The sequence below is a fragment of the Nonomuraea rhizosphaerae genome, assembly GCF_019396405.1.
GTDB classification, from domain to species: domain Bacteria; phylum Actinomycetota; class Actinomycetes; order Streptosporangiales; family Streptosporangiaceae; genus Nonomuraea; species Nonomuraea rhizosphaerae.
Genome location: NZ_JAHKRL010000219.1, coordinates 1 through 22,452, shown reverse-complemented (window position 1 = coordinate 22,452; position 22,452 = coordinate 1). Strand labels below are relative to the sequence as shown.

Below are 22,452 nucleotides of genomic sequence, written 5' to 3'. Positions count from 1 at the left end.
AGGCGATGGTCGCCGCGTACGGAAATCCCCATGCGCATGTGGCGGCCGCCGTCGCGCATGTCGCCGACACCACCGGACAGGCGGTGGGTGAGCTGAGGGAATTCATGCCGCGCTGGCTCGGGCCGGGGCTGGCGAGTTATGTGCCGGTGGATGACCGGCCGCGCCCTTCACGAAATGTCGCGGAATATGTGGATTTCTTGGCTCGAATTCATCCGGTGGGGTCGCCGGGCCACTGTGTGGAAACCCTCAGGCGCACCTCGCAGGCCACCGGGATCGAGCGTTTCATCCTCATGGTCGAGGGGGCCGGCGACCATGATCGTACGCTGGAGAACATCCGCCGCCTCGGCGACGAGGTGCTGCCGGCCCTGATGGAGGGCGGGCCCGAGGGGCCCGCCCGTTGATCAGCAGTCGACCAGTTCGGGTTTCTGGTTGAGGATCTGCGCGCGCGGCGTGACGAACTCCTGGAACGCCTTCTCCGCCGCCGGGTCGAACACGGCTACCCGGTGGCAGTTCTGGAAGGCCAGCCGCATCCCGAAGTGACGCTCCAGCGCGCCCCGCATCGAGTCGCTGGCCAGGCAGCGCAGGAGCTGCCCTCGGGCCTCCTCCGACGGCGGCGGGGTCTGGTTGTCGGCGAACTCGGACCCGGTCCGGTCGCGTTGCTGGACCAGCTCACTGATCACCGACCACGCGTACGGCAGGGAGTCGCGTACGCAGGCGATGAACGCCGCGTCGTCGACCTCCCCGGCCCTGGCCTGGTCGAGCAGATCGTTCGGAACGGTCAGCGACATGCTGTCTCCTCTCGAAGGGGATTGGTTACGACGCTAGGCGGGCCCGGCACGGCCAGCCAGACGACGGGCGGCGACAGTCGGGGGGCCATACGGTCAGGTGCCGTAGACGAACTCGGGATCGATCTGGTCGGCGAGGTCCAGCCCGGTGCGGGCGTTGGCCCAGGAACGGGCGTTGCGCAGGTGGAACTCCTCGGCCTGGCGGCCGAACCGCGCCCAGTCCTTGGCCTGCGCGTCCAGGTGCTTGCGCAGCAGGGCAAGGGCGTCGGCGTTGGCCGGCTCCAGGCGGTCGAGCGCGAACGAGCGGCCCTGCTCCATGGCCCGCACGGCGGCGGAGTGCTCCATCCAGGTGAGCAGGTCGTCGCCCACCTGCGCGTGCAGGAAGTCGACGTCGGCCGGGTCGTGGACCTTGTTGCCGACGACGGCGAGCGGCACGTCGTAGTCGGCGGCGTAGTCGCGGTACTGGCGGTAGACGCTCACGCCCTGCCTGGTCGGCTCGGCGACCAGGAACGTCAGGTCGAAGCGGGTGAACAGCCCGGAGGCGAACGAGTCGGCGCCGGCCGTCATGTCCACCACCACGTACTCGCCCTCGCCGTCGACCAGGTGGTTGAGCAGCAGCTCGACGGCCCCGACCTTGGAGTGGTAGCAGGCCACGCCGAGGTCGTCCTCGCTGAAGGGGCCGGTGGCCAGCAGGCGCATGCCCTCCGGGGTGGTGACCGCGTACTCGCTGGCCGCCAGGTCCTCGAAGCTCAGCAGCCGTGAGCCCCGTCCCGGCGGGGTGGTCTTGACCATGGCCTCGGCGGACGGGATGCGCGGGTTGTCGCCGCGCAGCATGTCCTTGATCTCGGTGAGGTGGGAGCCCAGCGGCTCCGGCGGCTCCTCCACGCCGAGCACCAGGGCCAGGTGCTGGTTGATGTCGGCGTCCACGGCGACCACCGGGGCGCCCTGGCCGGCCACGTACCTCGCGAACAGCGCCGACATTGTCGTCTTGCCGCTGCCGCCCTTGCCGACGAACGCTACCCTCACAAGCACGCTCCTGCGACTATGAAAACCGTTACCGTTTTGGGCTGAGCACCATCATGACACACTGATCGCGTGCGTGACGACGAATTGGCGCGAGCGACGGCCCTGCGTGAGGCGGGCGAGCGGGACGAGGCGCGGGAGATCCTGCTCGGCCTGGCCGCCCGGCATCCCGACGACGCCGAGGTGGCCTACCAGACGGCATGGGTGCACGACGCCCTCGGGCTGGAGGCCGAGGCGGTGCCGTTCTACGTGCGGGCATTGGCAGGCGTCGGGTTGAGCGCCGAGGACCGGCTCGGCGCCTTCCTCGGGCTGGGCAGCACCTACCGGGTGCTGGGGCGGGTGGCGGAGTCGCTGGAGACCTTCGACCGGGGGCTGGCCGAGTTCCCCGATGACGCGGGGCTGCGCACGTTCAGGGCGATGGCGCTCTACAACGCGGGCCGGGCGCGCGAGGCGGTCGGCGCGCTGCTGACGGTCATCGCCGAGTCCGACAGAGCGGGCGGCTACCGCAGAGCCATCGCTTACTACGCCGAGAACCTGGACGAGACGATCTAAGCGCGGGTCACCACAAACTACGCTCTGCCCCTATGGACCGACAGACCATCAGCCACCTCGCGCACGCCCACCACCCGATCGCCTCCCCGATCAGCGGGACGAACCTGAACCGGCTGCTGCGCCGGGCCAGGCTCGGCCCCGACGCGCGGATCCTGGACCTCGGGTGCGGGCAGGCCGTGTGGAGCGTGCGGCTGCTGGAGCTGTACCGCGACGCGACCGCCGACGGGGTGGACCTCTCGGACGCGGGCTTCGAGGCCGCCTGGGAGCTGGCCGTCGGGGCGGAGGTGGCCTCCAGGCTGAGCCTGCACCTCGGCTCGGCGGCCGAGTTCACCGCCGCGGAGCCGTACGACCTGGTGCTGTGCGTGGGCGCGACGCACGCGTTCGGGGGGCTGGGCGCGACGATGGAGGCGATCAACGGGCTGCTCGCGCCGGGCGGGCTGGCGCTGGTGGGCGAGGGGTTCTGGGATCGGCCGCCGAGCGAGGAACTGGAGGCCGAGGTCGGCACTTATCCCGATTTGTCGGGCACGGTGGCGGAGGCTGAGGCGGCCGGGTACCGCACCGTGTACGCGCACGTCAGCGAGCGGGACGAGTGGTACGACTACGAGTTCTCCTGGACCGGGTCGCTGATGGACTGGGCGCTGCGCAACCCGGGGGCCGACGGTGACGCCGCCATGGCCGCGGCCCTGGAGCACCGCAAGATGTGGCTCGACGGGTACCGGGACCGGCTGGGGTTCGTGACGCTGGTGCTGCGCCGCACACCGTAGCCCTGCGTCGCGGCCGGGGCGCGGCCTCAGTCGCAGGCGTGGTCCAGCGCGATCGGGTCCTCGGCGCTCTGCGTGCGGGTCCGGGTCGGCGTGGCGGTCGGGGTGCTGTCCGCGGTGTTGTCCGGGGTGCTGCCCGGGGTGCTCACGTTGTCGTCCGGGCGCTCCGCCAGCGCCTGGGTGACCTTCCGCCTGATCAGGCTCCAGTCCGGGTACGCCGTGCTGATCAGCGGCGGCACGAAGCTGAGGCTCTTGATCCTGCTCTCCTTGACCTTCTGGGCCAGGTCCACCAGGGAAGGCAGCAGGTTCTGCGGGATGTCGGTGGAGATGGCGCGTTTGGTGGCCGCCGCCAGCCCCTCGAAGCTGTTCAGCACGGTGACCGGGTCGGCCTGCTTGGCGACGGCGTTGAGCAGGCACTTCTGGCGGCCCATGCGCACGTAGTCGTCGCTGTCGGTGCGGGAGCGGCCGAACCAGAGCGCCTCCTGGCCGCCGAGCCTGCGGGTGCCCGCCGGCAGCAGGCCCTCGCGGTACTTGCCGTAGACGATCGGCTCCTTGATCGTGACCGTCACGCCGCCGATCGCGTCGATGATCTGGGCGAACCCCTTCATGTCGACCATGGTGTAGTAGCTGACCGGGATGCCCAGGATGCCGCTGATCGTCTCCTTCAGCATGGCCGGGCCGCGCTTGCCCTTGTGTACGCCGGGCACCATCTCGGGGTAGTCCTCGGCGTACTGGAAGACCTCGTTGAGCAGGCCCGGGGTGTCGGGGCCGTCGCCGCTGAACCCGTACGGGAAGCGCTCCCTGGCCGGGCCCTCGGGCAGCTCCACGCGCTGGAGGTTGCGCGGCAGGCCGAACAGGACCGTGTCGCCGGTGGTGGTGTCCACGCTGGCCACGGTCATGCTGTCGGTGCGCACCCCAGGGCGTCCCGGCGCGGAGTCGGCGCCCAGGAGCAGGAGGTTGATCCGCTCGGCGCCGCTCCACGGGTCCTCGGCGACGATCGGGGCCGTGTTGCCGGCGAACAGCGTGTTCACCACGTCACGCGACAGGTACGTCACCCGGGCCGCGTACACGGTCGGCACGAGGACGACCCCGCACAGGCCGACCGTCAGCACGGTCGTCACGCCGCGGCCGACCGCCGTCGCGGGGCGTACCAGCAGGTACGACCAGACGATCACGGCCGTCCAGGCGAGGGCGATCACGGCCAGCAGCACGGTCAGCGCCGTCAGCCAGGCCGGCTGCACCGCCAGCGTGAGCAGCTTGGCGCCGAGCGCGGTGACGACGGTGAGGATCAGGGCGAGCATCAGGACGTACGCGGCCATGAGGGCGAGGCCGGTCCTGCGGCGCTCGGTGGCCAGGTGCGCCACGCCCCAGAGCATGGCCGACGCCAAGGTCAGCGCGATGCTGGAGGCCAGCCCGAACCTGCGCTGCCTGCCTGTCATCCCTGCTCGACCCCCTGTTCACACAGATTCACCCAAGGTTAGTAACGGGTCGTAGTTGGACCTTTTACCGAAAGGGCAGTGTCTTACCAAGTTTCGGTCAAGTCCATCTTGAGATATAACGTGAGTGTGAAACGGGGAAAGTACGGTTTCGACGCGCCGTGGGCCCTCGGGGGGCTGCTGTTCGGCGCCGTCGCGCTGCTGGCGCTGATGGCGTTGTCGTTCGTGAACGACATCCTCGCGGCCGGGCTCGCGTTCCTGGCCGGCGCGCTGTACACGCTGGCCAGCGCGAGCAGCTACGTCTACACGACGCGGCGCGGCAAGTTCGCCGTCTGGGCGAAAGAGCTGGAGCGGCTCTCGGGCGATGAGGACGTGCTCGACCTCGGGTGCGGGCGGGGCGCGGTGCTGCTGCTCGCGGCCGGGCGGCTGCCCGAGGGGCGCGCCACGGGGATCGACCTGTGGAGCGGCAAGGACCAGTCGGGCAACGCCGAGCGCGTCACCAGGGCCAACACCGAGGCCGAAGGGGTCGCCGAGCGGGTCGAGCTGGTCACGGGGGACATGCGGGAGCTGCCGTTCGAGGACGGACGGTTCGACCTGGTCGTGTCCAGTCTGGCGATTCACAACATCCCCGACGCGGAGGGGCGGGCGCGGGCCGTCAAGGAGGCCGACCGGGTGCTGCGGCCCGGCGGGGCGCTGCTGATCGCGGACTTCCAGCGGACGGAGGACTACGAGAACACTCTGCGCGAGGCCGGCTGGACGGATTTGCGGCGGCGCGACCTGGGGTGGCGGTTCTGGTACGGCGGGCCCTGGTTCCGGACGGACATGCTGGAGGGCCGCAAGCCGGGAACGCCACCTGCTCACCAGGCCGAGGCGCCCGCGAAGGAGGTCGGGGACGGCGTGTAGCCGAGGCGGTCGCGGGCGGCGGTGATGTCCAGGGTGCGTTCCACGGCCAGGTGGCCGACGGCGTAGCGGGTCAGGCGCGGCTCCGCCACGTGCACCGGTGGCCGGCGCCGCCCGTGCGTGGCGCGTGGCCTCGGGGTCAGGGTCTCGGCGACCGCCGCCATGCCGTGGGCGAGCCGGCGCGGCAGGTAGAGCGGCGTCGCGTCGAGGCCCTTCTCCCGCAGCACCGCGCGCAGGGCGTCGTCCAGGACGACCGGCTCGGCGTCCGTCACGTTGTACGTGCCGGCCGGGGCGGTGACGGCCAGCAGGCACGCCTCCGCGAGATTGCCCACCGAGGTCAGGCTGATCCGCTGCCGCCCGTCACCGACGGCGACGAGCCTGCGGCCCCTGACGGAGCGCAGGACGCGGGGCAGCAGCGTGGTGTCGCCGGGGCCGTAGACGGCGTGCGGGCGCAGGACGACCGCGCGGCCGTCGGCCAGGCGTCCGGCCAGCAGGCGTTCGGCCGCCGCCTTGGACGCGCCGTACGCGTTGACGTACCGGCTGACCGGGGCCTCGTGCTCCCTGGCCATGATCGTCGGGCGGCGCGGGTCGTACACGCTGGCAGTGCTGACGTGGACGAACCTGGCGCCGGGGAAGGCGCGGGCGGCGTTCCTGGTGCCTTCGACGTTCGCCTGCCAGATCTCGCGCGGCGCTCCCCAGTCGGTGACGCTGCCGGCGCAGTGGATCAGCGCGTCCAGCTCGACGCCGGGGGGCTCGCCGTGCACCAGCTCCCACGGCGTGTACGAGACGCCGGGTATGTCCGCAGGTCGGCGGCCGAAGCCGTACACCTGCCAGCCGCGCGCCACCGCCGCCCGGCACACCGCGCCGCCCGCGAACCCGGACGCCCCCGTCACCCCGACCCTCATGCCGCCCCGACCCTCATGCCGCCCCGACCCTCATGCCGCCCTGACCAGCAGCCGTTCGTACGTGGGCAGCAGCACGCCACGGGCGGCGCGGCGGGAGACCACCTCGACCGGCCGTTCGAGCACCACCCGGGCCACCGCGCGGATCTCCGCCAGCGCCAGCGGGTAGCCGATGCAGAAGTGCGGGCCCGCGCCGAACCAGAGCCGCCGCAGCTCCGGCGGGTGCGGCCGGGACGGGTCGAAGGGGCCGTACGCGCGGGCGCAGTTGTGCGTGACGATCACCACGCGGTCGCCCGGACTGGCCAGGACGCGGCCCACCCGTACGGGCCGGGCCACCGAGCGCAGCATCACCGGCGTCGGCGTCGTGACCCGCATCGCCTCCTCGATCGCCCTGTCGAGATCGACATCGGAAATGTCGTGATCGTGCAGGAGCGCCACCAGCCGGGGCACGAACGTGGCGACCGTCTCCGTGCCGGTCAGGAAGAACGCCCCGGCCGCCCCGCGCGCCTCCGCCGCCGACAACCCCAGCTCGCGCATCCGGCCCATCACCGTGGCCGGGTCGCCCGCGTCGTACGCGGCCTGCGCGATGTCGCCGATCCCGTCCAGCACCTCGCGGGCGACGGCGGCTTGGCGCGGGCTCAGCCGCCTCGTCCTGAGGGAGACCATGGACACCACCCGCTCCCCGTCGGCGAACAGCCGCCTGGCCCTGGCCGCCGACACCTCGCCCAGGCCGACGGCCCGGCAGATCACCGCCCCGGCCAGCAGCCGCATCTCGTCCACCAGGTCGACCGTGTCGCCCTTGGCCAGGCGTACCCGCAGCTCCTCCAGCGGCTCGGCCAGCACGTCGGCGACCAGCGCGGCGACGGACGACGGCGTGAACAGCGGGGCGAGCTTGGCGCGCAGCGCCGCGTGCGGCTCGCCCTCCATGTTGAGCAGCACGGACGGGCCGAGCACGGGCGTCCACAGGTCGCCGGGCGAGCCGGGGCCGTCCTTGCGGAAGCGGCCGTCCATGAGCACCCGCCGGGCCGTCGCGGCGTCGTTGACGACCACGCCCAAGCCGGGCACCCGCACCACCGGGCCGAGCCGGGCCAGCAGGCGCATCAGGGGGTAGGCGAAGGGGTGGGCGGCCAGGTGGAGCCGGGTCTCGGGGCTCATGGAGGTGCGGGCCCGCAGGCTGCGGGCGTTCAGAGGTCCGCCGGCGTTCGGGACGTTCACAGGTCTGCCGGCGCTCCGGGCGTTCACAGGTCCGCCAGCATGATGCCCAGGCTGATGCCGCCGCCGAGGCCCAGCATCGCCACCCGCTCGCCCTTGCGGGCGTGCATGAGCTGCAGCGGCAGGGTGGCCGAGGCGCAGTTCCCGTGCTCGGGCAGCGTGACCACCAGCCGGTCCTGGGGGATGTCCAGCGCCCGGACCAGGACGTCCAGGTACGGCAGCGCCACCTGGTGCACCGCCACCAGGTCGAAGTCGTCCCAGGTCAGGCCGGTGCGCTTGAGCGCGTTGAGGTAGAGGTCGGGCCCGACGAGCTCGAACGCCTCCTTGAGCCGGCGGCCGTCCCCGCGGAAGTAGCCGTACTCGGGGTCGCGAGGGTGCATCGAGCCGCCGCCGGGGAGCGTGCCGATCGCCCACGCCGTACTGTCTGCCGAAAAATCGCGGTAGAAGATGCCGCGGGATGGGTCGGCCTCCACGAGCACCGCCGCCCCCGCGTCCGACAGCGTGTACCCCGCGAACGCGTCCACGAACTGCGCCCGGTCCCGCACCCACCACCTGATCGCCCGCGACGGCGTCTCGCCCGTGCACACCAGCACCCGGAGGTAGGAGCCGGAGACGATCAGCCCCTCGGCCACCTGGATGCCGTTGAGCAGGCTGTTGCAGGCGTTCTTGACGTCGAACACCGGGCACGACAGCCCCAGCTTGGCGGCCACGATGTGCGCGGTCGCCGGCTCGACCAGGTCCTGCGAGGCCGAGGCGAAGATCAGCAGGTCGACGCCGGACGCCAGCTCCCGCGCGGCCTCGACCGCCAGGTCGGAGGCCTGCTGGTCGTCGGCGGCCACGTGGCGGCGCCGGATGCCGGTCATCCGTTCGACAATGCCGCGCGGAGGGCGGTAACCCTCGATGCGCCGCTCGACGTCGTCGCTGGTCAGCGTCGCCGCAGGGAGGTATGTGGAAATTTCGGTAATGCGGGCCTTCATCTGTCGCAACTTAGCGGGTCGCTCTTGCAGAACGTTTGCCACCCGTTCATGGGGTACCTGGTCAAGCTTATGAGCGACGCGGAGACAGGCACCGTCACCACCAAGGTGCCCGCAAGGCTCGACCGGCTGCCCTGGTCGCGCTGGCACTGGATGATCGTGGTCGGTCTCGGCACGGTGTGGATTCTGGACGGCCTCGAAGTCACCATCGTCGGCAACCTCTCCGCGCAGCTCGCCAAGCCCGGCAGCGGCCTCGACATCAGCCAGGCGCAGGTGGCCGGGCTCGCCGCCGCGCTCTACGTCGCCGGCGCCTGCTCGGGAGCGCTGTTCTTCGGCTGGCTGACCGACAGGTTCGGCAGGAAGAAGCTGTTCCTGATCACGCTGATCGTCTATCTCGTGGCGACGCTGATGACCGCGTTCTCCTTCGACGCGTGGTGGTTCTTCCTGTTCAGGTTCATGACGGGGTTCGGCATCGGCGGCGAGTACGCGGCCATCAACTCGGCCATCGACGAGCTGATCCCGAGCGCGCACCGCGGCCGGATCGACATCATCATCAACGGCAGCTACTGGCTGGGCGCGGCCGGCGGCGCGCTGCTGACCGTCCCGCTGCTGAACGACCTGCCGGTCAACATCGGCTGGCGGGTCGCGTTCGGCCTGGGCGTGGTGCTGGGCCTGGCCATCCTCCTCGTACGGCGGCACGTGCCGGAAAGCCCGCGCTGGCTGTTCATCCACGGCCGGGGCAAGGAGGCCGAGGACATCGTCGACGACATCGAGCGCCAGGTCGGCGGCGACCTGTCGGAGCCCGACAAGTCGATGACGATCCACCAGCGCAAGTCGATCGGGTTCCTGCGGATCGCGCACACGATGGTCGCCCTGTACCCCAAGCGCACGATCCTCGGCCTGTCGCTCTTCATCGGCCAGGCATTCCTGTACAACGCGATCACGTTCGGGTACGCGCAGATCCTGTCCACGTTCTTCAAGATCGACACGCACACCGGCTACTACTTCGCGGTCATCGCGGTCGGGAACTTCCTCGGCCCGCTGCTGCTCGGCCCGCTGTTCGACACGGTCGGCAGGGTGCCGATGATCTCGGCCACGTACATCGGGTCCGGGGTGCTGCTGCTCGGCACCGCCTGGCTGTTCAGCCAGGGGATGCTGACCGCGGTCACGCTGACGGCCTGCTGGTCGGTGGTGCTGTTCGTGGCCTCGGCGGGGGCGAGTTCGGCGTACCTGACGGTGAGCGAGATCTTCCCGATGGAGACCAGGGCGATGGCCATCGCGTTCTTCTTCGCGATCGGCACGGCCGCGGGCGGCATCGCCGGCCCGCTCATCTTCGCCAGCCTCGTCGAGACCGGCAGGGCGGGGGACACGGCGCTGGCGTTCGCCATCGGCGCGGTCATCATGATCGCGGCGGGGCTGGTCGAGCTGTTCCTGGGCGTCAAGGCCGAACGCAAGGGCCTGGAGGAGATCGCCGCCCCGCTCACCGCGGCCGAGGCCGGCCAGGCCTCCTGACGTCACTCGGCAACAGGTCGCTGACACCCTTTCTCCGGTGATCGTCCGATACGTGCTCTCTATTACCTGCATGGTGGACTTATGGGGAATGTCCGACTGACTGGTAGGGGTGCGACAGGCGATCGTAAAAACACCTAGATCATTCCATGGGACAGATGATCCACTATGGGGGGTAGGCAAGCGGGCGGAACAACGGCGTCATCACCTCTGGGGGATAGACCTTGTACAAGCACGCCATCACCGCGCTAGCCATGACCGCCTCTGGCCTGCTGCTCTGGGCGGGTCCCGCGGCCGCGGACGACCACTACGGCTACGACCGTCCGACCAGCGAGATCAGCACGCATAAGGCGAAGCAGGCGAGCGACTTCTTCGTCGCCGACTGGAACGGCATCCGCACCGGCAGCATGGACGCCGGCCGCGCCGGCGCCAGCGGGCGCCGCTACGGGCACCAGCAGCCGTGGTACTCCAGCCACGGCTGGGGCGGCTGGGGCGGCTCGAACGGCTGGCCGAGCCAGGGCTGGATGTCGTACGGGGGTGAGCCGACCGGGCGGTGACACCCCGTTCAGACCCGTTATCCGGGGGCGGCTCGCGCCGCCGGCCTGATGAGGGATCCTGTCCTGGAGCCGCCTGTCCGCCGTCGCGCGGGCAGGCGGCTCCGGCCGTTCAGCGGCAGAACGCGGCTCCGGCCGTTCAGCGGCGAACGCGGCTCCGGCCGTTCGGTGGCGAAACGGGACGACGGATCCTGGCGCTTACCGCGTTGTCACCCTTTTCCCGGCATCCTGGGCAGGTGATCGGACATCTGGGGATCGGCGTTCCCGACCTGACGCGGGCCAAGGACTACTACGACCGGCTCATGCCGCTGCTCGGCTTCGAGGAGTTCCTCAGCGACGCCGACCAGTTCGCCTACCGGCCCGCCGGTGGCAAGCCTGGCACGTACCTGTTCTTCTATCCGGTCGCGGAGGGCGGGGCCTACTCGCCGGCGCGGGCCGGGCTGCAGCACCTCGCGTTCATGGTCAGGAGCCGGTCCGCCGTCCGCGCGGTGCACGAGCGGGTGGTGGCGCTGGGCGACGAGGTCGTCCACGAACCACGAAATTTCCCGGAATATCCACCGCCTTACTACGCCGCCTTCTGGCGGGACGCGCATGGATTCCTGCTGGAGGTCGTATGCCACCACGACCGGGATTGACCCTGACATGGTGTCAGGCTCTATACCGGCAAGTCCGTACGGGAGACAGGAGGTCGTCATGACGTCGGCGGAGCGGGTGGACGGTGTGGTGCGTGACGGGCGGGCGCCCGGCCTGCACGGGCTGGTGGTGGTCGAGCACGGCGCGACCGTCGTCGAACGCTACGGCGAGGGCGAGGACCACTGTCTCGGCGATCCGCTCGGGCACGTGGTGTTCGGGCCGGAGACCCTGCACGACATCAGGTCCATCACCAAGAGCGTGGTCTCGCTCCTGTACGGCATCGCGCTGGCCGACAAGCAGGTGCCGGAGCCGCAGGAGAGCCTGCTCGCCCAGTTCCCGGAATATCCGGACCTGGCCGAGGACCCGCGGCGGACCCGCCTGACCGTTGAGCACGCCCTGACCATGACCCTGGGCCTCGAATGGGACGAGAGCGCGCCGTACACCAGCGTCGCCAACAGCGAGATCGCCATGGAACACGCGCCCGACCGCCACCGCTTCGTCCTGGAGCGCCCGATCGTGGAGGAGCCGGGACAGCTGTGGCGGTACTGCGGCGGGGCGTCGGCCCTGCTCGGACGGATCATCACGAACGGGACGGGCGGATCGCTGGCCGAGTTCGCCGGGCGCAGGCTGTTCGGGCCGCTGGGGATCGAGGCGTTCGAGTGGACGCGGGGCGCCGACGGCGTCGAGCTGGCGGCGGCCGGGCTGCGGCTGACGCCGCGCGCCCTGGCCGCGATCGGCGGGCTGGTGCTCGACGGCGGGCGCGGGATCGTGCCGCGGAGCTGGATCGACGAGCTGTCCCGGCCGCGGGTGCGGATCGGCGACGACCGCGAGTACAGCTACCAGTGGTACGTCGGGGACGGCGGCAAGTGGCTCGCTGCCCACGGCAACGGCGGGCAGGTCATCCACGTGGTTCCCGGGCGTGAGCTGGTGATCGCGGCGACGGCGGGTGACTACGACTCCGACCGGGGCAGCACGGCCGCCGTGCTCGAAGCGATCACCGCCTGATCGGGGACTTGAGAGGGCGGCGGCCGGCCTGTCGTCGTACAGCCGCAGGCCGGCGTCAGTGCTCCAGGGCCGGCTCGCCGGTCAGGTCGGAGGCGACCTCGACGGCGATCTCGATCGCCCGGGCCGCCAAGGGGGAGTGGGTACGGCCGGCTCGCCAATGCAGACAGATCTCGCGCGGGGTGATGGCCGGTCGCAGCTCGTGGACGCGGAGCCGGTCGTCGGACTCGACGCCGGCGGCGTGGATGGCGAGCCACGGCAGCACGGCCGATCCCATCCCGGCTCGCACCATCGCCAGCAGCGTCTCGTTGCCCGCCGTACGGAAGACGATCTTCGGGTGCGCGCCGGCGCGGACGAACGCCTCCTCCATCCTGGGCTGGTCGCAGGTCGACGGCCAGGCCACCAGCGGTGCGCCGTCGAGCCGGTCCAGCGGGACGGAATGCTCGGAGAAGGCGCCGCGCCTGGCCACCAGCAGGTACGGATCGTCGAGCAGCTTGACGTGCTCGACGTCGTCGCCGAGGGGGCCGTCGTAGAACAGCAGGTCGAGGTCGCCGATCCGGGGCGCCTCCGGCTCCTCCTCGGACAGCCGGATCTCGCAGCCGGGGTGCTCGTCGCGCAGCCGGCGGACGACGGTCGGCAGGATCACCGTGGACACGCTCTGGAAGGTGCCGATGTCGATCCGGCCGTCGCCGGCCTGGAACCGGTCCACGGCCTCGGCCAGGGCTGCCGCCTTCGCCAGCAGCTCGCGTCCGTGTTCGAGGACGACGGCGCCGAGCGGCGTGATCCGTACCGGTCTGGGCCCGCCCGGTCGGTCGAACACCGGGCCGCCGACGGACCTCTCCAACGCGGCGATCTGCTGGCTCACCGTCGACTGGGTGTAGCCGAGACGGGTCGCCGCCCGGCCGAACGAGCCTTCGTCGGCGACGGCGGCCATCGCGGCCAGGTGCCGCAGTTCGAGATCGGTCACGGGTACCAGCGTACGCCAGTCAATCGCTTGAAGCGATCGATTTGACCATAAACAATCGCTTTTAATGATGATGCCTGGCTTCTAACGTGACTGGCATGACAGCAACCGTCGTCGCGCCGACCGCAGCGCGAAGCTCTCGTCTGCTCGTCGGGGCCGCCCTGGCGATCGTCTACGTCGTCTGGGGCTCGACCTACCTCGCGATCCGGGTCATGGTCGAGGAGATGCCGCCGCTCGTGAGCTCCGGTGTCCGCTTCCTGACGGCCGGCCTGCTGGTCGGCGGGGCGCTGGCGATGCGCGGCGGCCTGCGACGGCTGGCCGTGACCCGCGGGCAACTGCTGGGGTGCGCGCGGATCGCGCTCCTGCTGGTCGTGGTGGGCCAGGGCCTGGTGACCGTCGCCGAATACGGCGGGGCCCCGTCGGGGATCACGGCGTTGCTGATCGCGGCCGTGCCGCTGTGGGTGATCTGCTACCGCGTCCTGTCGGGCGAACGCCCCGCCGGTCGGACGGTGGCGGGCGTGGCGATGGGCTTCGGCGGCCTGGTCGTGGTGGTCACCGCGAACGGTCTCGGCGGCGCCTTTCCGCTCTGGACCATGGCGCTCGTCCTCGCCGCCGGCCTGTCGTGGGCGTTCGGCTCGTGGTACCAGCCGAGGATCGAGCTGCCGCGTGACCCGTTCGTGGTCGTGGTCCACGAGATGATCATCGGGGGCGGGACGCTGACGGTCATCGGGCTGGCCGGTGGCGAGCGCTTCGACCCGGTCGCCTACTCGGCCGCGTCCTGGGCGGCGTGGGGCTGTCTGGTCCTGTTCGGGTCCGTCCTGGCGTTCTCCGCCTACATCTGGCTGCTCCAGGCGACGGCGACCTCGCTGGCGGCCACGTACGCCTACGTCAATCCGCTGGTGGCCGTCTTCCTGGGCAACCTGCTCCTCGCCGAACCGGTGACGGCGCCGACTCTTGTCGGCGGCGGGGTCGTGGTGCTCGCGGTCGCCGTCGTCGTGCGTTCGGAGTTCCACCGATAGATCCGGGTTCCATCATCAAGCATCAAAGGAGAGTCCCATGAGTACGTTCGTGTTGATCCATGGCGGCGGAGACGTCGGATGGTCCTGGCACCTGGTGGCGGCCGAGCTGCGAGCGCTCGGGCACGACGTCCTGGCTCCTGACCTTCCGGCCGGCGACGACTCCAAGACCCTGGCCGACTACGCCGACGTCGTGGTCGAGGCCATCGGTGACAAGCGGGACCTGGTCGTCGTCGGCCACTCGTTCGGCGCGTTCACCGCCCCGCTGGTCGCCGATCGGCTGCCTGTCGACGTGCTGGTCCTCCTGGCCGGCATGATCCCGACGCCGGGTGAGCCGCCGCAGGAGTGGTGGGCCAGCACCGGCTGCCAGAGCGCGGTGGAGGAACAGGCCGAGCGCGACGGCGGTCTGACCGGCAACGCCGATCCCTTCGTGACCTTCCTGCACGATGTGCCGCGGGCGCTGGCCGAGGAGGCGATGAGCAAGGAGCGCGACCATCCGTCCACCGCCGCGTCGGCCGCTCCGTGGCCGTTGGACGCCTGGCCGGACGTGCCGACCAAATTCGTGCTCTGCACGGAGGACCGCTGCTTCCCGCCCGACTTCTTCCGCCGGCTGGTGCCCGAGCGCCTGGGCATCGTCCCCGACGAGATCGCGGGCGGCCACTGCGCCCCCCTCAGCCGCCCTCAAGAGGTGGCGAACATACTGGCGGGCTACGTGTCCGGCCCGGACGCGAGGCGTGCTCCGTGAAGCGGGCGACAGGGCCGACCGGCCTGTTCGACTACGACGCGGAGTTGCGTCTGCACAACGTGCCCTTCCGTGCCGCCGCCCGCGTCGGCTCGGGCGACCGGGTGCTCGACGTCGGCTGTGGCACGGGGCAGTCCACGCGCGAGGCCGCCCACGCCGCCGTCGCCGGGAGCGTGGTGGGCGTCGACCTCTCCGCGCCCATGCTCGAACGGGCCCGTCGGCTCAGTGACGAGCAGGGCCTGCGCAACATCACCTTCCAGCAGGGCGACGCCCAGGTGCTCCGCTTCCCGCCGGCGTCCTTCGATCTCTGCGTCAGCAGGTTCGGAGTGATGTTCTTCGCCGATCCGGTCGCCGCGTTCACCAACATCGGGCGCGCTCTGCGCCCTGGAGCGCGCCTGGTGCTGCTGGTGTGGCAGGATCACGACCGCAACGAGTGGGCGTCCGCGTTCCGCCGGAGCCTCACCGGCGCGACGGTGGCACCCGCCCCTTCCGCCGACGGTCCTGGCCCGTTCTCACTCGCCGACCCGGCGATCGCGCGAGGCATCCTGGCGGCGGCGGGCTTCACCCAGGTCAGCTTCACCGATGTGCACGAGCCGGTCTACTACGGCCCGGACCCCGGCGCCGCCTTCGACAACATGCTCCGCTTGCGGGAGTACAGGGATCTGCTCGCCGGCCTTGACCCTGTAGCGGCCGAGCAGGCACGTACGCGGCTGCACGCCATGTTCGCCGCCCACGACACCGGCAGCGGCGTGTACTTCGACTCGCGCGCCTGGATCATCACCGGCCGCCGCCGCTGACCAGCGCTCGTACAAGGAGCAGCGGCCTGTGCTTGACGCCTGCGGCTAATAGCATTAGCTTTCTAGCTACAGACATTAGCCATGGAGGCCGGTATGACCGAGTTCCTGGAGCACGAAGGCGGACGGATCGCCTACGACGTGACGGGCGAAGGCCCGCTGGTCGTGCTGGCGCACGGCATGGGCGACGGCCGCAGGGCCTACCGCTTCCTCGTTCCCCACCTCGTCGCGGCCGGATACCGGGTGGCGAGCCTGGACCTGCGCGGCCACGGCGAGTCCAGCACCGGCTGGCCCTCCTACACCCGCGTGGACGTCGCCGGGGACCTCCTCGCGCTGATCCGCCACCTGGGCGGCGGCCCGGCCGTCATCGTGGGGCACTCGTTCTCCGGCGGCGCAGCGACGCTGGCGGCGGTCCGCGCGCCCGAGCTGGTCGGCGCCGTGGTGGAGATCGGCCCGTTCACCCGCGCGCAGAAGATCGACCTGCCGGGCCTGCTGCGGGTCGCCCGCCACCGCAAGGGCATGCTGCGGCTGCTGGCCGCCGGCGCCCTGGGCAGCGTCGGCATGTGGAAGCGCTACCTCGACGTCGCCTACCCCGGCGTCAGACCGGCCGACCACGCCGGGTACATCGCCGCGCTCGAGGCCGACCTGCGCAGGCCGGGCCGGATGAAGGTGATCACCAAGATGGGCGGCTCCCCGCCGGCCGACGCGGGCGCCGTGCTGGGGCGGATCCCGTGCCCCGCGCTGGTCGTCATGGGCACGCTCGACCCCGACTGGGCCGCCCCGGAGGCGGAGGCGGACGGTATCGTCGCGGCCATGCCCGAGGGACGCGGCAGGGTCGTGATGATCGACGGCGCCGGCCACTATCCGCACGCCCAGTACCCCGACGAGGTCGCCGCCGCCGTGCTGCCCTTCCTCAAGGAGAGCAGCGGTCCCAAGGAGGGCAATGGCTAGGGCGGCGCTGTCACGGGAGGCCGTCGTCGACCTGGCGGTGCGGATCGTGGACGAGGACGGGCCCGCCGCGCTGACGCTGTCCGCGGTGGCCGCGCGGGCCGGCGTGGCCACCCCGTCCCTGTACAAACACGTCCGCAACCTCGCCGACCTGCGTGAACTGCTGTCCGCGCGGGTGCTCGGCGAGATGGCGGACCACGTGGGGGCCGCCGTGCTCGGCAGGTCGGGCGACGAGGCGCTGCGGGCGCTGATGGACGCCTGGCGTTCGTACGTCACGCGGCATCCCGGCCGCTACGCCACGGTGATCCAGGCCCCCGTCGCGGCCACGGTCGAGCCGGGCAAGCGGCTGGTGGACATCGGGCTGGCGGCGCTCAGGGCGTACGGGCTGACCGGGTCGGAGGCGATCCACGCGGTGCGCTGCCTGCGGGCGGCCGCGCACGGGTTCTCGGTGCTGGAGACGGCGGGCGGGTTCGGGCTGCCGGAGAAGCTCGACGACACCTACGAGCTGATGTTCCACATGATCGTCTCAGGGCTCCGCGCCCCTCGCTGAGCGCCGCTCGAATGACGGGCGCTGTCAGGGGATCAGCAGGACGCGGCCCGCCGACGCCTCCTCCACGAGCCGGTGGGCGCGCGGGGCCTCCTCCAGCGGCAGCGTGGCCTCGACGTAGGCCCGGCTGCGCCCGTCGGCGACCCTGGCCAGGATCTCCGGGCAGTGCCTGGTGAACACGTCCGCCGCCCACCGGGGCCCGCCGCACCCGGCCACCCACACCCCGCGCTCCAGCAGGTCGGCGGCGCTCACGGCCGGGGCCTCGCCGCTGAGCCGGCCGTAGCAGAGCATGCGCCCCGTCCCGGGGGTGAGGTGGTCGAGCACCCGCCGGGCCGCCTGCCCGCCGATCGACTCGAAGACCACGTCCACCTCCGGCAGCGCGTCGGGCCACGCCGCGTCCCGGCGGTCGACGACCACGTCGGCGCCGAACTCCAGCGCCCGCTCCCTCCGCTCCGGCGCCCCCGCCGTGGCGATCACCTTCCCGGCGCCGAGCTCCTTGGCGTGCGCGAGCAGGTAGCGTCCGACGGTGCTGGCACCCCCTTCGACCAGCACGGTCTCGCCGCCCGTGAGCCCGGCCTTGTCCAGGAGCGCGAGCGCCACCGCGCCGGGGGCGGCCGTGGCGCAGGCGTCCACCGGCTCCACCCCTTCGGGCACCCGGCACAGCATCGCCTCCAGCAGGGTCGTGTACTCGGCGTACGAGCCCGCCCCGCCCGTCACCCCGGCGACCGTGGCGCCCAGCAGCGACGCGTCGCCCCCGGCGCCGACCTCGGTGACCACCCCGGCCGCCTCGGCCCCGATCACCACGGGCAGCGGCATCGGGAACGGCAGCGAGCCGTCGCGCATCCTGGCCTCCGCGCGGCTGACCCCGATGGCCGCCGTCCGGATGACCACCTGCCCGGGACCGGCCGCGGGCATCGGTCGTTCCTCCAGCTTGAGCACCTCTGGGCCGCCCGTTTCATGCATGACGACAGCGCGCATCCGGCTTCCTCCAAGTAAGTGAACCGACGGGCCAGTTAATATATGGACCAGCGGTCCACTTTGTCGAGAGGTGGGACAATGACCTGATGGAACGTCGGGAGCGAGCCGACGCGGCCCGCAACAGGCAGGCGATCCTGCGGGCCGCCGAGGAGCTGTTGCGCGGCAACCCGCCGGAGCAGGTCTCCGTGGAGCGGGTCGCCGCGGCCGCCGGCGTGGGCAAGGGGACGGTGTTCCACCGCTTCGGCAGCCGCGTGGGGCTGATGCAGGAGCTGATGGCCGAACGGGCCCGCGCGCTGGAGGAGGAGGTCAGGCAGGGGCCGCCGCCGCTCGGCCCGGGCGCGCCACCCGCCGAGCGCCTGGTCGCCTTCCTCGACGCGGCGCTCGTGATGGCCACCAGGAACGCGGGCCTGATCGCCGCGCACGAGCACGCCAGGCTCACCAACCGGAACGGCTCGCGGCTGGAGAACCCGATCTACCTGTTCTGGCACGGCCACGTCTCGGCGCTGATCGCCGAGGCCAGGCCGGACGTGGACGCCGGTCTGATCGCCCACGTCCTGCTCGGCACCCTGCACACCGAGCCGATCAGCACCCTGCTCAGGGCGGGGGAGTCGCCGAGGGTCGCCGCGGTCCTCGCCGACCTGGTCCACGGCCTGCTGAGGTCGTGACGCGACCGATTGCCGATCGTCAGAGCGGAAGGCCGGCGATCGCGGTGTGGAAGGCCGCCACGGCCGCCCTGACCGCCGGATGCCCGCCGTACCCCCTCCTGAAGGCGGCCAGCGTACGGCGGCTGAGCGGCAGCCCCGTCAGCCGCACCCCCGGCGGCGGGGTGAGCGCGGCGAGGCGCGGCACCAGCGCCACCCCCTGGCCCGCCGCCGCGAACGCCAGCACGGTGTCGAAGTCGTCGATGTGGTGGCGCACCCGCGGCTCGAAGCCCTCCGCCTGGCAGGCCCTGATCGCCATCGTGTGGCACAGCGTGCCGGGTTTGCCGACGATCCAGTCGTCCTCGCGCGCCTCGGCGACCCTCTCCCGGCCGGCGAGGTACATCCGCTCCTCGAACAGCGCCTCCGTACGCAGCGACGCGTCCGTGACGGGGGGCACGAAGTCGTACTCGTGCACCAGCGCCACGTCCAGCTCGCCGGCCCGCAGCGCGTCGGAGACGTCGGCGGGGTCGATCTCGGCGACCATCGGCTGCAGCCCTGGATGCGCCCGCGTCAGCTCGGCGAGCGCGGGCGGCAGCAGCACCCGCGCGGCCGTGGGGAACGCGCCGATCCGCAGCGGCCCCGACGGGCCGCCGCGCACCTCGGCGAGCGCCGCGCTCGCCCGTTCGAGCTGCTCCAGCACGGCGTGCGCGTGCTCGACGAGCAGGTGCCCGGCCGGGGTGAGCGTCACCGTACGCCCGGTGCGTTCGAGCAGTGGCACCCCCGCCTCCCGCTCCAGCGCGCTGAGCTGCTGGGAGACCGCCGACGGCGTGAACGTGACGGCCTCGGCGACGGCGGCGATGGTGCCGCGCTCGGCGAGTTCGCGCAGGAGGCGCAGCTTGCGAGGATCGAGCATCAGTCAAGCTTAAGCTCAACCGCAGAAACTCGCGCTGGACCTAACGTATCGATACCGGTCACGCTCGAAGCATGCTGACTGGAATCCATGTGCCGCTGATCACGCCGTTCACCGAGACGGGCGAGGTGGCCGCCGAGGTGATCGAGAAGCTCGCCTGCCACGTGCTCGACCAGGGCGCCTCAGGGCTGGTCGCGCTCGGCACCACCGGGGAGGTCGTGGCGCTGACGCCGGACGAGCGCTCCAGGGTGATCGAGATCTGCGCCCGCGTCTGCGCCGACCGCCGGGTGCCGCTGACCGTGGGGGTCACGGGCAACGACACGCGCTCGGTGGCCGCCGCGATCGAGGAGCTGCCCGCCGGGGTGTCCGCCGCGCTGCTCACCGTGCCGTACTTCCTGCGGCCGTCGGAGCGCGGGGTCGTCGCGCACTTCGAGGCGCTGGCGGAGGAGACGCCGGTGCCGCTGGTGATCTACCACATCCCCTACCGGACCGGACAGGCCGTGAGCGCCGCCACGCTGCGTCAGCTGGGCGCGCACCCGATGATCGCCGGGGTGAAGTACGCGGCCGGCGGGGTCGACCAGGACGCGATCGACCTGCTCGGCGACCTGCCCGAGGGGTTCGAGGTGGCCGGGGGCGACGACGCGTTCGTCTCCCCGATGCTGGCGCTGGGCGCCTCGGGCGGCATCCTGGCCTCGGCGCACCTGGCCACGGACCGGTTCGTCGAGCTGGCCGGGGCCTGGCGGGCGGGGGACGTCGCCAGGGCACGGACGCTGGGCAGCGGCCTCGCGCGGCTGTCGGCCGCGCTGTTCGCCGAGCCGAACCCGGCCGTCGTCAAGGGCGTCCTGCACGCCCGGGGCCTGATCCCCACCCCGGACGTGCGCCTGCCGCTGCTGCCCGCCACCCCCGAGGCCGTCTCGCGGGCCGACGCGGTGGCCCGGCGGATCGAGGCGTCACAGGCTGACGTGGTGGCGCGTCCTGTGCGGCCGTCACAGGCTGACGTGGTGGCGGTACATCCAGGACAGTGACTCCTGGCTGGCCGTCTTCTTGAGGAAGAGCGGCATCATCAGGTCGCGGAAGACCCGCCCGACGGGTCCCGCGGCCTTGCTGTTGCTGATCGTCCGCGAGTAGGCCACGACCCGCTCCACGCGCTCGCGCCGCTCGGACTCGAACCGCTCGAACGCCTCCTCGTGACCCGGCGCGTCGCGCAGGCACCTGGCCAGGACGATGGCGTCCTCGATCGCCTGCGAGGCGCCCTGCCCCGAGCTCGGCGAGGTGGCGTGCGCGGCGTCGCCGGTCAGCACCACCCGCCCCTTGTGCCAGGTCCTCAGCGGCGGCAGGTCGTGGACCGGCAGCGCCAGGTCCACCTCGCTGCCGCGGATGATCTCGGCGGAGAAGTTCGTGTCGTCCTTGAACGCCTCGACCAGCACCGGCTTCCAGTCCGCCGGCACGTCACCCAGCTCGCGCGGCAGGTTGGCGAACCACCAGGTGTCGCCGGACTCGGCCACGGTGTAGCCGAAGAAACCGCGCTTGCCGAACACCATGTGGTAGACGCCCGGCTCCCCGGTGAAGCGGGGGTCGCGGACGATCCCGCCGAAGCTGTACAGACCGCTGTAGCGCGGCTGGGGAGCCTTGGGGTCGAGCTGGGCGCGGGTGCGCGAGTGCACGCCGTCGGCGGCGATCAGCAGGTCGCCGCTCGCCTCGGTGCCGTCCGCGAAACGGGCCGTCACCTGGTCGCCGGTGTCGTCGTAGGAGACCAGGCGCTTGCCGTACGAGATGGTGATGCCGCGGGCGGCGGCCTCGTCGCGGACGATGCGGTACAGGTCCGAGCGCAGGATCGTGTGGCTCACCGTGCCGTCGTCGAGGGCGAGCCCGTTGGCCACCTCGCCGAGCCGCTTGCCGGTGCCGCTCCACATGACCATGTGCGGGGTGGGGATCCCGGCCGCCATCACCGCGCGGTGCGCGCCCAGCGTGCGCAGGGCGTCCAGGCCGTTCGAGGCGACGTTGAGGAACGAGCCGACGCCCTCGGCGGTGCCGTCGTACGCCTCGAAGATCTCGGCGTCGATGCCCACCTCGCGCAGGGCCATCGCGGTGGCGGGGCCGCCGATGCCGCATCCTATGACCAGAGCCTTCATCGTGATATCCTTTCGTTCGGGCGAACGAAATAAACGGTATGCCGGGAAGGCGACTCTTGTCCAGAGATATTTCGGAACACCGAAAGAATTTGCTCGAAGCCCTCAGCGTGGCCGGCCGGGAGAACAGCAACGCCGCCGTCATGTTCCACACCGCCATCGGCGAGCTCATGGGGCTCGGCATGACCGAGGAGAAGGCGCTCGACCTGCTGCAACGGCGAGGGCCGATGACGGCGGGGGAGCTGGCGCAGCAGACCGGCCTGGCGCCCGCGACGGTCAGCGGCCTCATCGACCGCCTGGAGGCCAAGTGGCTGGTCCGCCGAGTCCGCGACGTCAAGGACCGGCGACGGGTGATCGTCGAGGTCAACCACGAGCAGCTGACGGGGGCCGAGGAGGTGTTCGGGCCGTTCATGACCGCGCTGGCCGCGCTCTACGACGGTTACACCGACGAGCAGCTGGAGCTGATCCTCGACTTCCTCGACCGCGCGACGGCCATCCAGCGCGAGGCCACGGCCGGCCTGACCGCGCTACGGACAGGCC

Annotated in this window: 25 protein-coding genes and 1 pseudogene; 16 read left to right on the top strand and 10 right to left on the bottom strand. The window is 71.7% G+C overall.

The genetic code is table 11. The features are described from left to right. Positions 1-401: pseudogene (locus KME77_RS10735) on the top strand (LLM class flavin-dependent oxidoreductase); the annotation flags it as partial. On the opposite strand, the gene KME77_RS10730 reads toward KME77_RS10735, so the two are convergent. Together KME77_RS10730 and KME77_RS10725 are read right to left on the bottom strand one after the other, a co-directional pair. Continuing rightward, positions 402-788 (bottom strand): SCO5389 family protein, encoded by a 387-nt coding sequence (locus KME77_RS10730; protein ID WP_219465061.1) that lies wholly within the window; start codon positions 786-788, stop codon positions 402-404. Between the two features lie 93 nt (positions 789-881). After that, positions 882-1,811, bottom strand: a complete 930-nt coding sequence (locus KME77_RS10725) for an ATP-binding protein (RefSeq protein ID WP_219465059.1) — start codon at positions 1,809-1,811, stop codon at positions 882-884. Positions 1,812-1,880: 69 nt separating this feature from the next. Here KME77_RS10725 and KME77_RS10720 point away from each other — a divergent pair, with 69 nt between their 5' ends. Both KME77_RS10720 and KME77_RS10715 read left to right on the top strand, forming a co-directional pair. After that, positions 1,881-2,360 carry a tetratricopeptide repeat protein gene (locus KME77_RS10720; protein WP_219465057.1) on the top strand — a complete coding sequence of 160 codons (480 nt, stop codon included), beginning with the start codon at positions 1,881-1,883 and terminating at the stop codon, positions 2,358-2,360. Positions 2,361-2,392: 32 nt separating this feature from the next. After that, positions 2,393-3,124: an SAM-dependent methyltransferase gene (locus KME77_RS10715; RefSeq protein ID WP_219465055.1), complete on the top strand. Its 732-nt coding sequence runs from the start codon at positions 2,393-2,395 to the stop codon at positions 3,122-3,124. A 26-nt stretch (positions 3,125-3,150) separates the two neighbouring features. Here the strand turns inward: KME77_RS10715 and KME77_RS10710 are convergent, their stop codons facing one another. Further along, on the bottom strand, positions 3,151-4,560 hold the full coding sequence (locus tag KME77_RS10710) for an LCP family glycopolymer transferase (RefSeq protein WP_246609552.1): 1,410 nt from the start codon (positions 4,558-4,560) through the stop codon (positions 3,151-3,153). 126 nt (positions 4,561-4,686) lie between these two features. Between KME77_RS10710 and KME77_RS10705 the strand changes: the two genes are divergently transcribed. Continuing rightward, positions 4,687-5,460, top strand: a complete 774-nt coding sequence (locus KME77_RS10705) for a class I SAM-dependent methyltransferase (protein ID WP_308250653.1) — start codon at positions 4,687-4,689, stop codon at positions 5,458-5,460. Here the strand turns inward: KME77_RS10705 and KME77_RS10700 are convergent. From KME77_RS10700 to KME77_RS10690, 3 genes are read right to left on the bottom strand one after another with little or no spacing between them, the layout of a single operon-like run. Further along, entirely contained in the window at positions 5,415-6,362 is a 948-nt protein-coding gene (locus KME77_RS10700) for an NAD-dependent epimerase/dehydratase family protein (RefSeq protein WP_219465051.1), read from the bottom strand. The genes KME77_RS10705 and KME77_RS10700 overlap by 46 nt on opposite strands. A 30-nt stretch (positions 6,363-6,392) precedes the next feature. After that, a complete protein-coding gene (locus KME77_RS10695; RefSeq protein ID WP_308250652.1) occupies positions 6,393-7,574 on the bottom strand; it encodes a cytochrome P450 in 1,182 nt (393 codons plus the stop codon). A gap of 23 nt (positions 7,575-7,597) precedes the next feature. Next, positions 7,598-8,548: a 3-oxoacyl-ACP synthase III family protein gene (locus KME77_RS10690; protein ID WP_219465049.1), complete on the bottom strand. Its 951-nt coding sequence runs from the start codon at positions 8,546-8,548 to the stop codon at positions 7,598-7,600. A 69-nt stretch (positions 8,549-8,617) separates the two neighbouring features. On the opposite strand from KME77_RS10690, the gene KME77_RS10685 reads away from it, so the two are divergent. From KME77_RS10685 to KME77_RS10670, 4 genes are all read left to right on the top strand, one after another. After that, entirely contained in the window at positions 8,618-10,057 is a 1,440-nt protein-coding gene (locus KME77_RS10685) for an MFS transporter (protein ID WP_219465047.1), read from the top strand. 251 nt (positions 10,058-10,308) lie between these two features. After that, positions 10,309-10,611: a hypothetical protein gene (locus tag KME77_RS10680; protein ID WP_219465045.1), complete on the top strand. Its 303-nt coding sequence runs from the start codon at positions 10,309-10,311 to the stop codon at positions 10,609-10,611. 233 nt (positions 10,612-10,844) lie between these two features. Beyond that, positions 10,845-11,243 (top strand): VOC family protein, encoded by a 399-nt coding sequence (locus tag KME77_RS10675; RefSeq protein ID WP_219465043.1) that lies wholly within the window; start codon positions 10,845-10,847, stop codon positions 11,241-11,243. Between the two features lie 58 nt (positions 11,244-11,301). After that, positions 11,302-12,246, top strand: a complete 945-nt coding sequence (locus KME77_RS10670) for a serine hydrolase domain-containing protein (protein ID WP_219465026.1) — start codon at positions 11,302-11,304, stop codon at positions 12,244-12,246. A gap of 55 nt (positions 12,247-12,301) precedes the next feature. On the opposite strand, the gene KME77_RS10665 is transcribed toward KME77_RS10670, so the two are convergent. After that, complete coding sequence (locus KME77_RS10665) at positions 12,302-13,210, bottom strand: LysR family transcriptional regulator (RefSeq protein WP_219465024.1); 909 nt, start codon at positions 13,208-13,210, stop codon at positions 12,302-12,304. 95 nt (positions 13,211-13,305) lie between these two features. Here KME77_RS10665 and KME77_RS10660 point away from each other — a divergent pair, with 95 nt between their 5' ends. From KME77_RS10660 to KME77_RS10640, 5 genes are all read left to right on the top strand, one after another. Further along, positions 13,306-14,226, top strand: a complete 921-nt coding sequence (locus KME77_RS10660) for an EamA family transporter (protein WP_219465022.1) — start codon at positions 13,306-13,308, stop codon at positions 14,224-14,226. A 37-nt stretch (positions 14,227-14,263) separates the two neighbouring features. Continuing rightward, positions 14,264-14,968, top strand: coding sequence for an alpha/beta hydrolase (locus KME77_RS10655; RefSeq protein WP_219465020.1), 705 nt, complete (start codon positions 14,264-14,266; stop codon positions 14,966-14,968). Further along, positions 14,965-15,762: a class I SAM-dependent methyltransferase gene (locus KME77_RS10650; protein WP_219465012.1), complete on the top strand. Its 798-nt coding sequence runs from the start codon at positions 14,965-14,967 to the stop codon at positions 15,760-15,762. Before KME77_RS10655 ends, KME77_RS10650 begins: the two co-directional genes overlap by 4 nt. Before the next feature lie 93 nt (positions 15,763-15,855). After that, the gene (locus KME77_RS10645; protein ID WP_219465010.1) at positions 15,856-16,710 is read left to right on the top strand and encodes an alpha/beta fold hydrolase; all 855 of its coding nucleotides are present in this window, start codon (positions 15,856-15,858) and stop codon (positions 16,708-16,710) included. After that, on the top strand, positions 16,703-17,257 hold the full coding sequence (locus tag KME77_RS10640) for a TetR/AcrR family transcriptional regulator (protein WP_219465008.1): 555 nt from the start codon (positions 16,703-16,705) through the stop codon (positions 17,255-17,257). The genes KME77_RS10645 and KME77_RS10640 overlap by 8 nt, the downstream gene beginning before the upstream one ends. A 24-nt stretch (positions 17,258-17,281) precedes the next feature. Here the strand turns inward: KME77_RS10640 and KME77_RS10635 are convergent, their stop codons facing one another. Next, positions 17,282-18,232, bottom strand: a complete 951-nt coding sequence (locus KME77_RS10635) for a quinone oxidoreductase family protein (RefSeq protein ID WP_219465005.1) — start codon at positions 18,230-18,232, stop codon at positions 17,282-17,284. Between the two features lie 86 nt (positions 18,233-18,318). Between KME77_RS10635 and KME77_RS10630 the strand changes: the two genes are divergently transcribed. Next, positions 18,319-18,897, top strand: coding sequence for a TetR/AcrR family transcriptional regulator (locus KME77_RS10630; protein WP_219465003.1), 579 nt, complete (start codon positions 18,319-18,321; stop codon positions 18,895-18,897). Positions 18,898-18,916: 19 nt separating this feature from the next. On the opposite strand, the gene KME77_RS10625 is transcribed toward KME77_RS10630, so the two are convergent. Further along, the gene (locus tag KME77_RS10625) at positions 18,917-19,786 is read right to left on the bottom strand and encodes a LysR family transcriptional regulator (protein ID WP_219465001.1); all 870 of its coding nucleotides are present in this window, start codon (positions 19,784-19,786) and stop codon (positions 18,917-18,919) included. 71 nt (positions 19,787-19,857) lie between these two features. Between KME77_RS10625 and dapA the strand changes: the two genes are divergently transcribed. After that, the gene (gene dapA, locus KME77_RS10620) at positions 19,858-20,808 is read left to right on the top strand and encodes a 4-hydroxy-tetrahydrodipicolinate synthase (protein WP_219464998.1); all 951 of its coding nucleotides are present in this window, start codon (positions 19,858-19,860) and stop codon (positions 20,806-20,808) included. On the opposite strand, the gene KME77_RS10615 is transcribed toward dapA, so the two are convergent. Then, complete coding sequence (locus KME77_RS10615; RefSeq protein ID WP_219464995.1) at positions 20,770-21,915, bottom strand: FAD-dependent monooxygenase; 1,146 nt, start codon at positions 21,913-21,915, stop codon at positions 20,770-20,772. The two genes, dapA and KME77_RS10615, sit on opposite strands and share 39 nt — an antisense overlap. 89 nt (positions 21,916-22,004) lie before the next feature. Here KME77_RS10615 and KME77_RS10610 point away from each other — a divergent pair. Continuing rightward, positions 22,005-22,452 (top strand): MarR family winged helix-turn-helix transcriptional regulator (locus tag KME77_RS10610; protein ID WP_246609549.1); only part of this gene is annotated, 448 nt, incomplete at its 3' end.

Bases quoted from the DNA above. Each gene is read 5' to 3' on its own strand.
- KME77_RS10730 (WP_219465061.1), bottom strand. From the start codon at position 788: ATGTCGCTGACCGTTCCGAACGATCTGCTCGACCAGGCCAGGGCCGGG.
- KME77_RS10715 (WP_219465055.1), top strand. From the start codon at position 2,393: ATGGACCGACAGACCATCAGCCACCTCGCGCACGCCCACCACCCGATC.
- KME77_RS10710 (WP_246609552.1), bottom strand. From the start codon at position 4,560: ATGACAGGCAGGCAGCGCAGGTTCGGGCTGGCCTCCAGCATCGCGCTG.
- KME77_RS10700 (WP_219465051.1), bottom strand. From the start codon at position 6,362: ATGAGGGTCGGGGTGACGGGGGCGTCCGGGTTCGCGGGCGGCGCGGTG.
- KME77_RS10690 (WP_219465049.1), bottom strand. From the start codon at position 8,548: ATGAAGGCCCGCATTACCGAAATTTCCACATACCTCCCTGCGGCGACG.
- KME77_RS10685 (WP_219465047.1), top strand. From the start codon at position 8,618: ATGAGCGACGCGGAGACAGGCACCGTCACCACCAAGGTGCCCGCAAGG.
- KME77_RS10680 (WP_219465045.1), top strand. From the start codon at position 10,309: ATGACCGCCTCTGGCCTGCTGCTCTGGGCGGGTCCCGCGGCCGCGGAC.
- KME77_RS10670 (WP_219465026.1), top strand. From the start codon at position 11,302: ATGACGTCGGCGGAGCGGGTGGACGGTGTGGTGCGTGACGGGCGGGCG.
- KME77_RS10660 (WP_219465022.1), top strand. From the start codon at position 13,306: ATGACAGCAACCGTCGTCGCGCCGACCGCAGCGCGAAGCTCTCGTCTG.
- KME77_RS10655 (WP_219465020.1), top strand. From the start codon at position 14,264: ATGAGTACGTTCGTGTTGATCCATGGCGGCGGAGACGTCGGATGGTCC.
- KME77_RS10645 (WP_219465010.1), top strand. From the start codon at position 15,856: ATGACCGAGTTCCTGGAGCACGAAGGCGGACGGATCGCCTACGACGTG.
- KME77_RS10640 (WP_219465008.1), top strand. From the start codon at position 16,703: ATGGCTAGGGCGGCGCTGTCACGGGAGGCCGTCGTCGACCTGGCGGTG.
- KME77_RS10635 (WP_219465005.1), bottom strand. From the start codon at position 18,232: ATGCGCGCTGTCGTCATGCATGAAACGGGCGGCCCAGAGGTGCTCAAG.
- KME77_RS10630 (WP_219465003.1), top strand. From the start codon at position 18,319: ATGGAACGTCGGGAGCGAGCCGACGCGGCCCGCAACAGGCAGGCGATC.
- KME77_RS10625 (WP_219465001.1), bottom strand. From the start codon at position 19,786: ATGCTCGATCCTCGCAAGCTGCGCCTCCTGCGCGAACTCGCCGAGCGC.
- dapA (WP_219464998.1), top strand. From the start codon at position 19,858: ATGCTGACTGGAATCCATGTGCCGCTGATCACGCCGTTCACCGAGACG.
- KME77_RS10615 (WP_219464995.1), bottom strand. From the start codon at position 21,915: ATGAAGGCTCTGGTCATAGGATGCGGCATCGGCGGCCCCGCCACCGCG.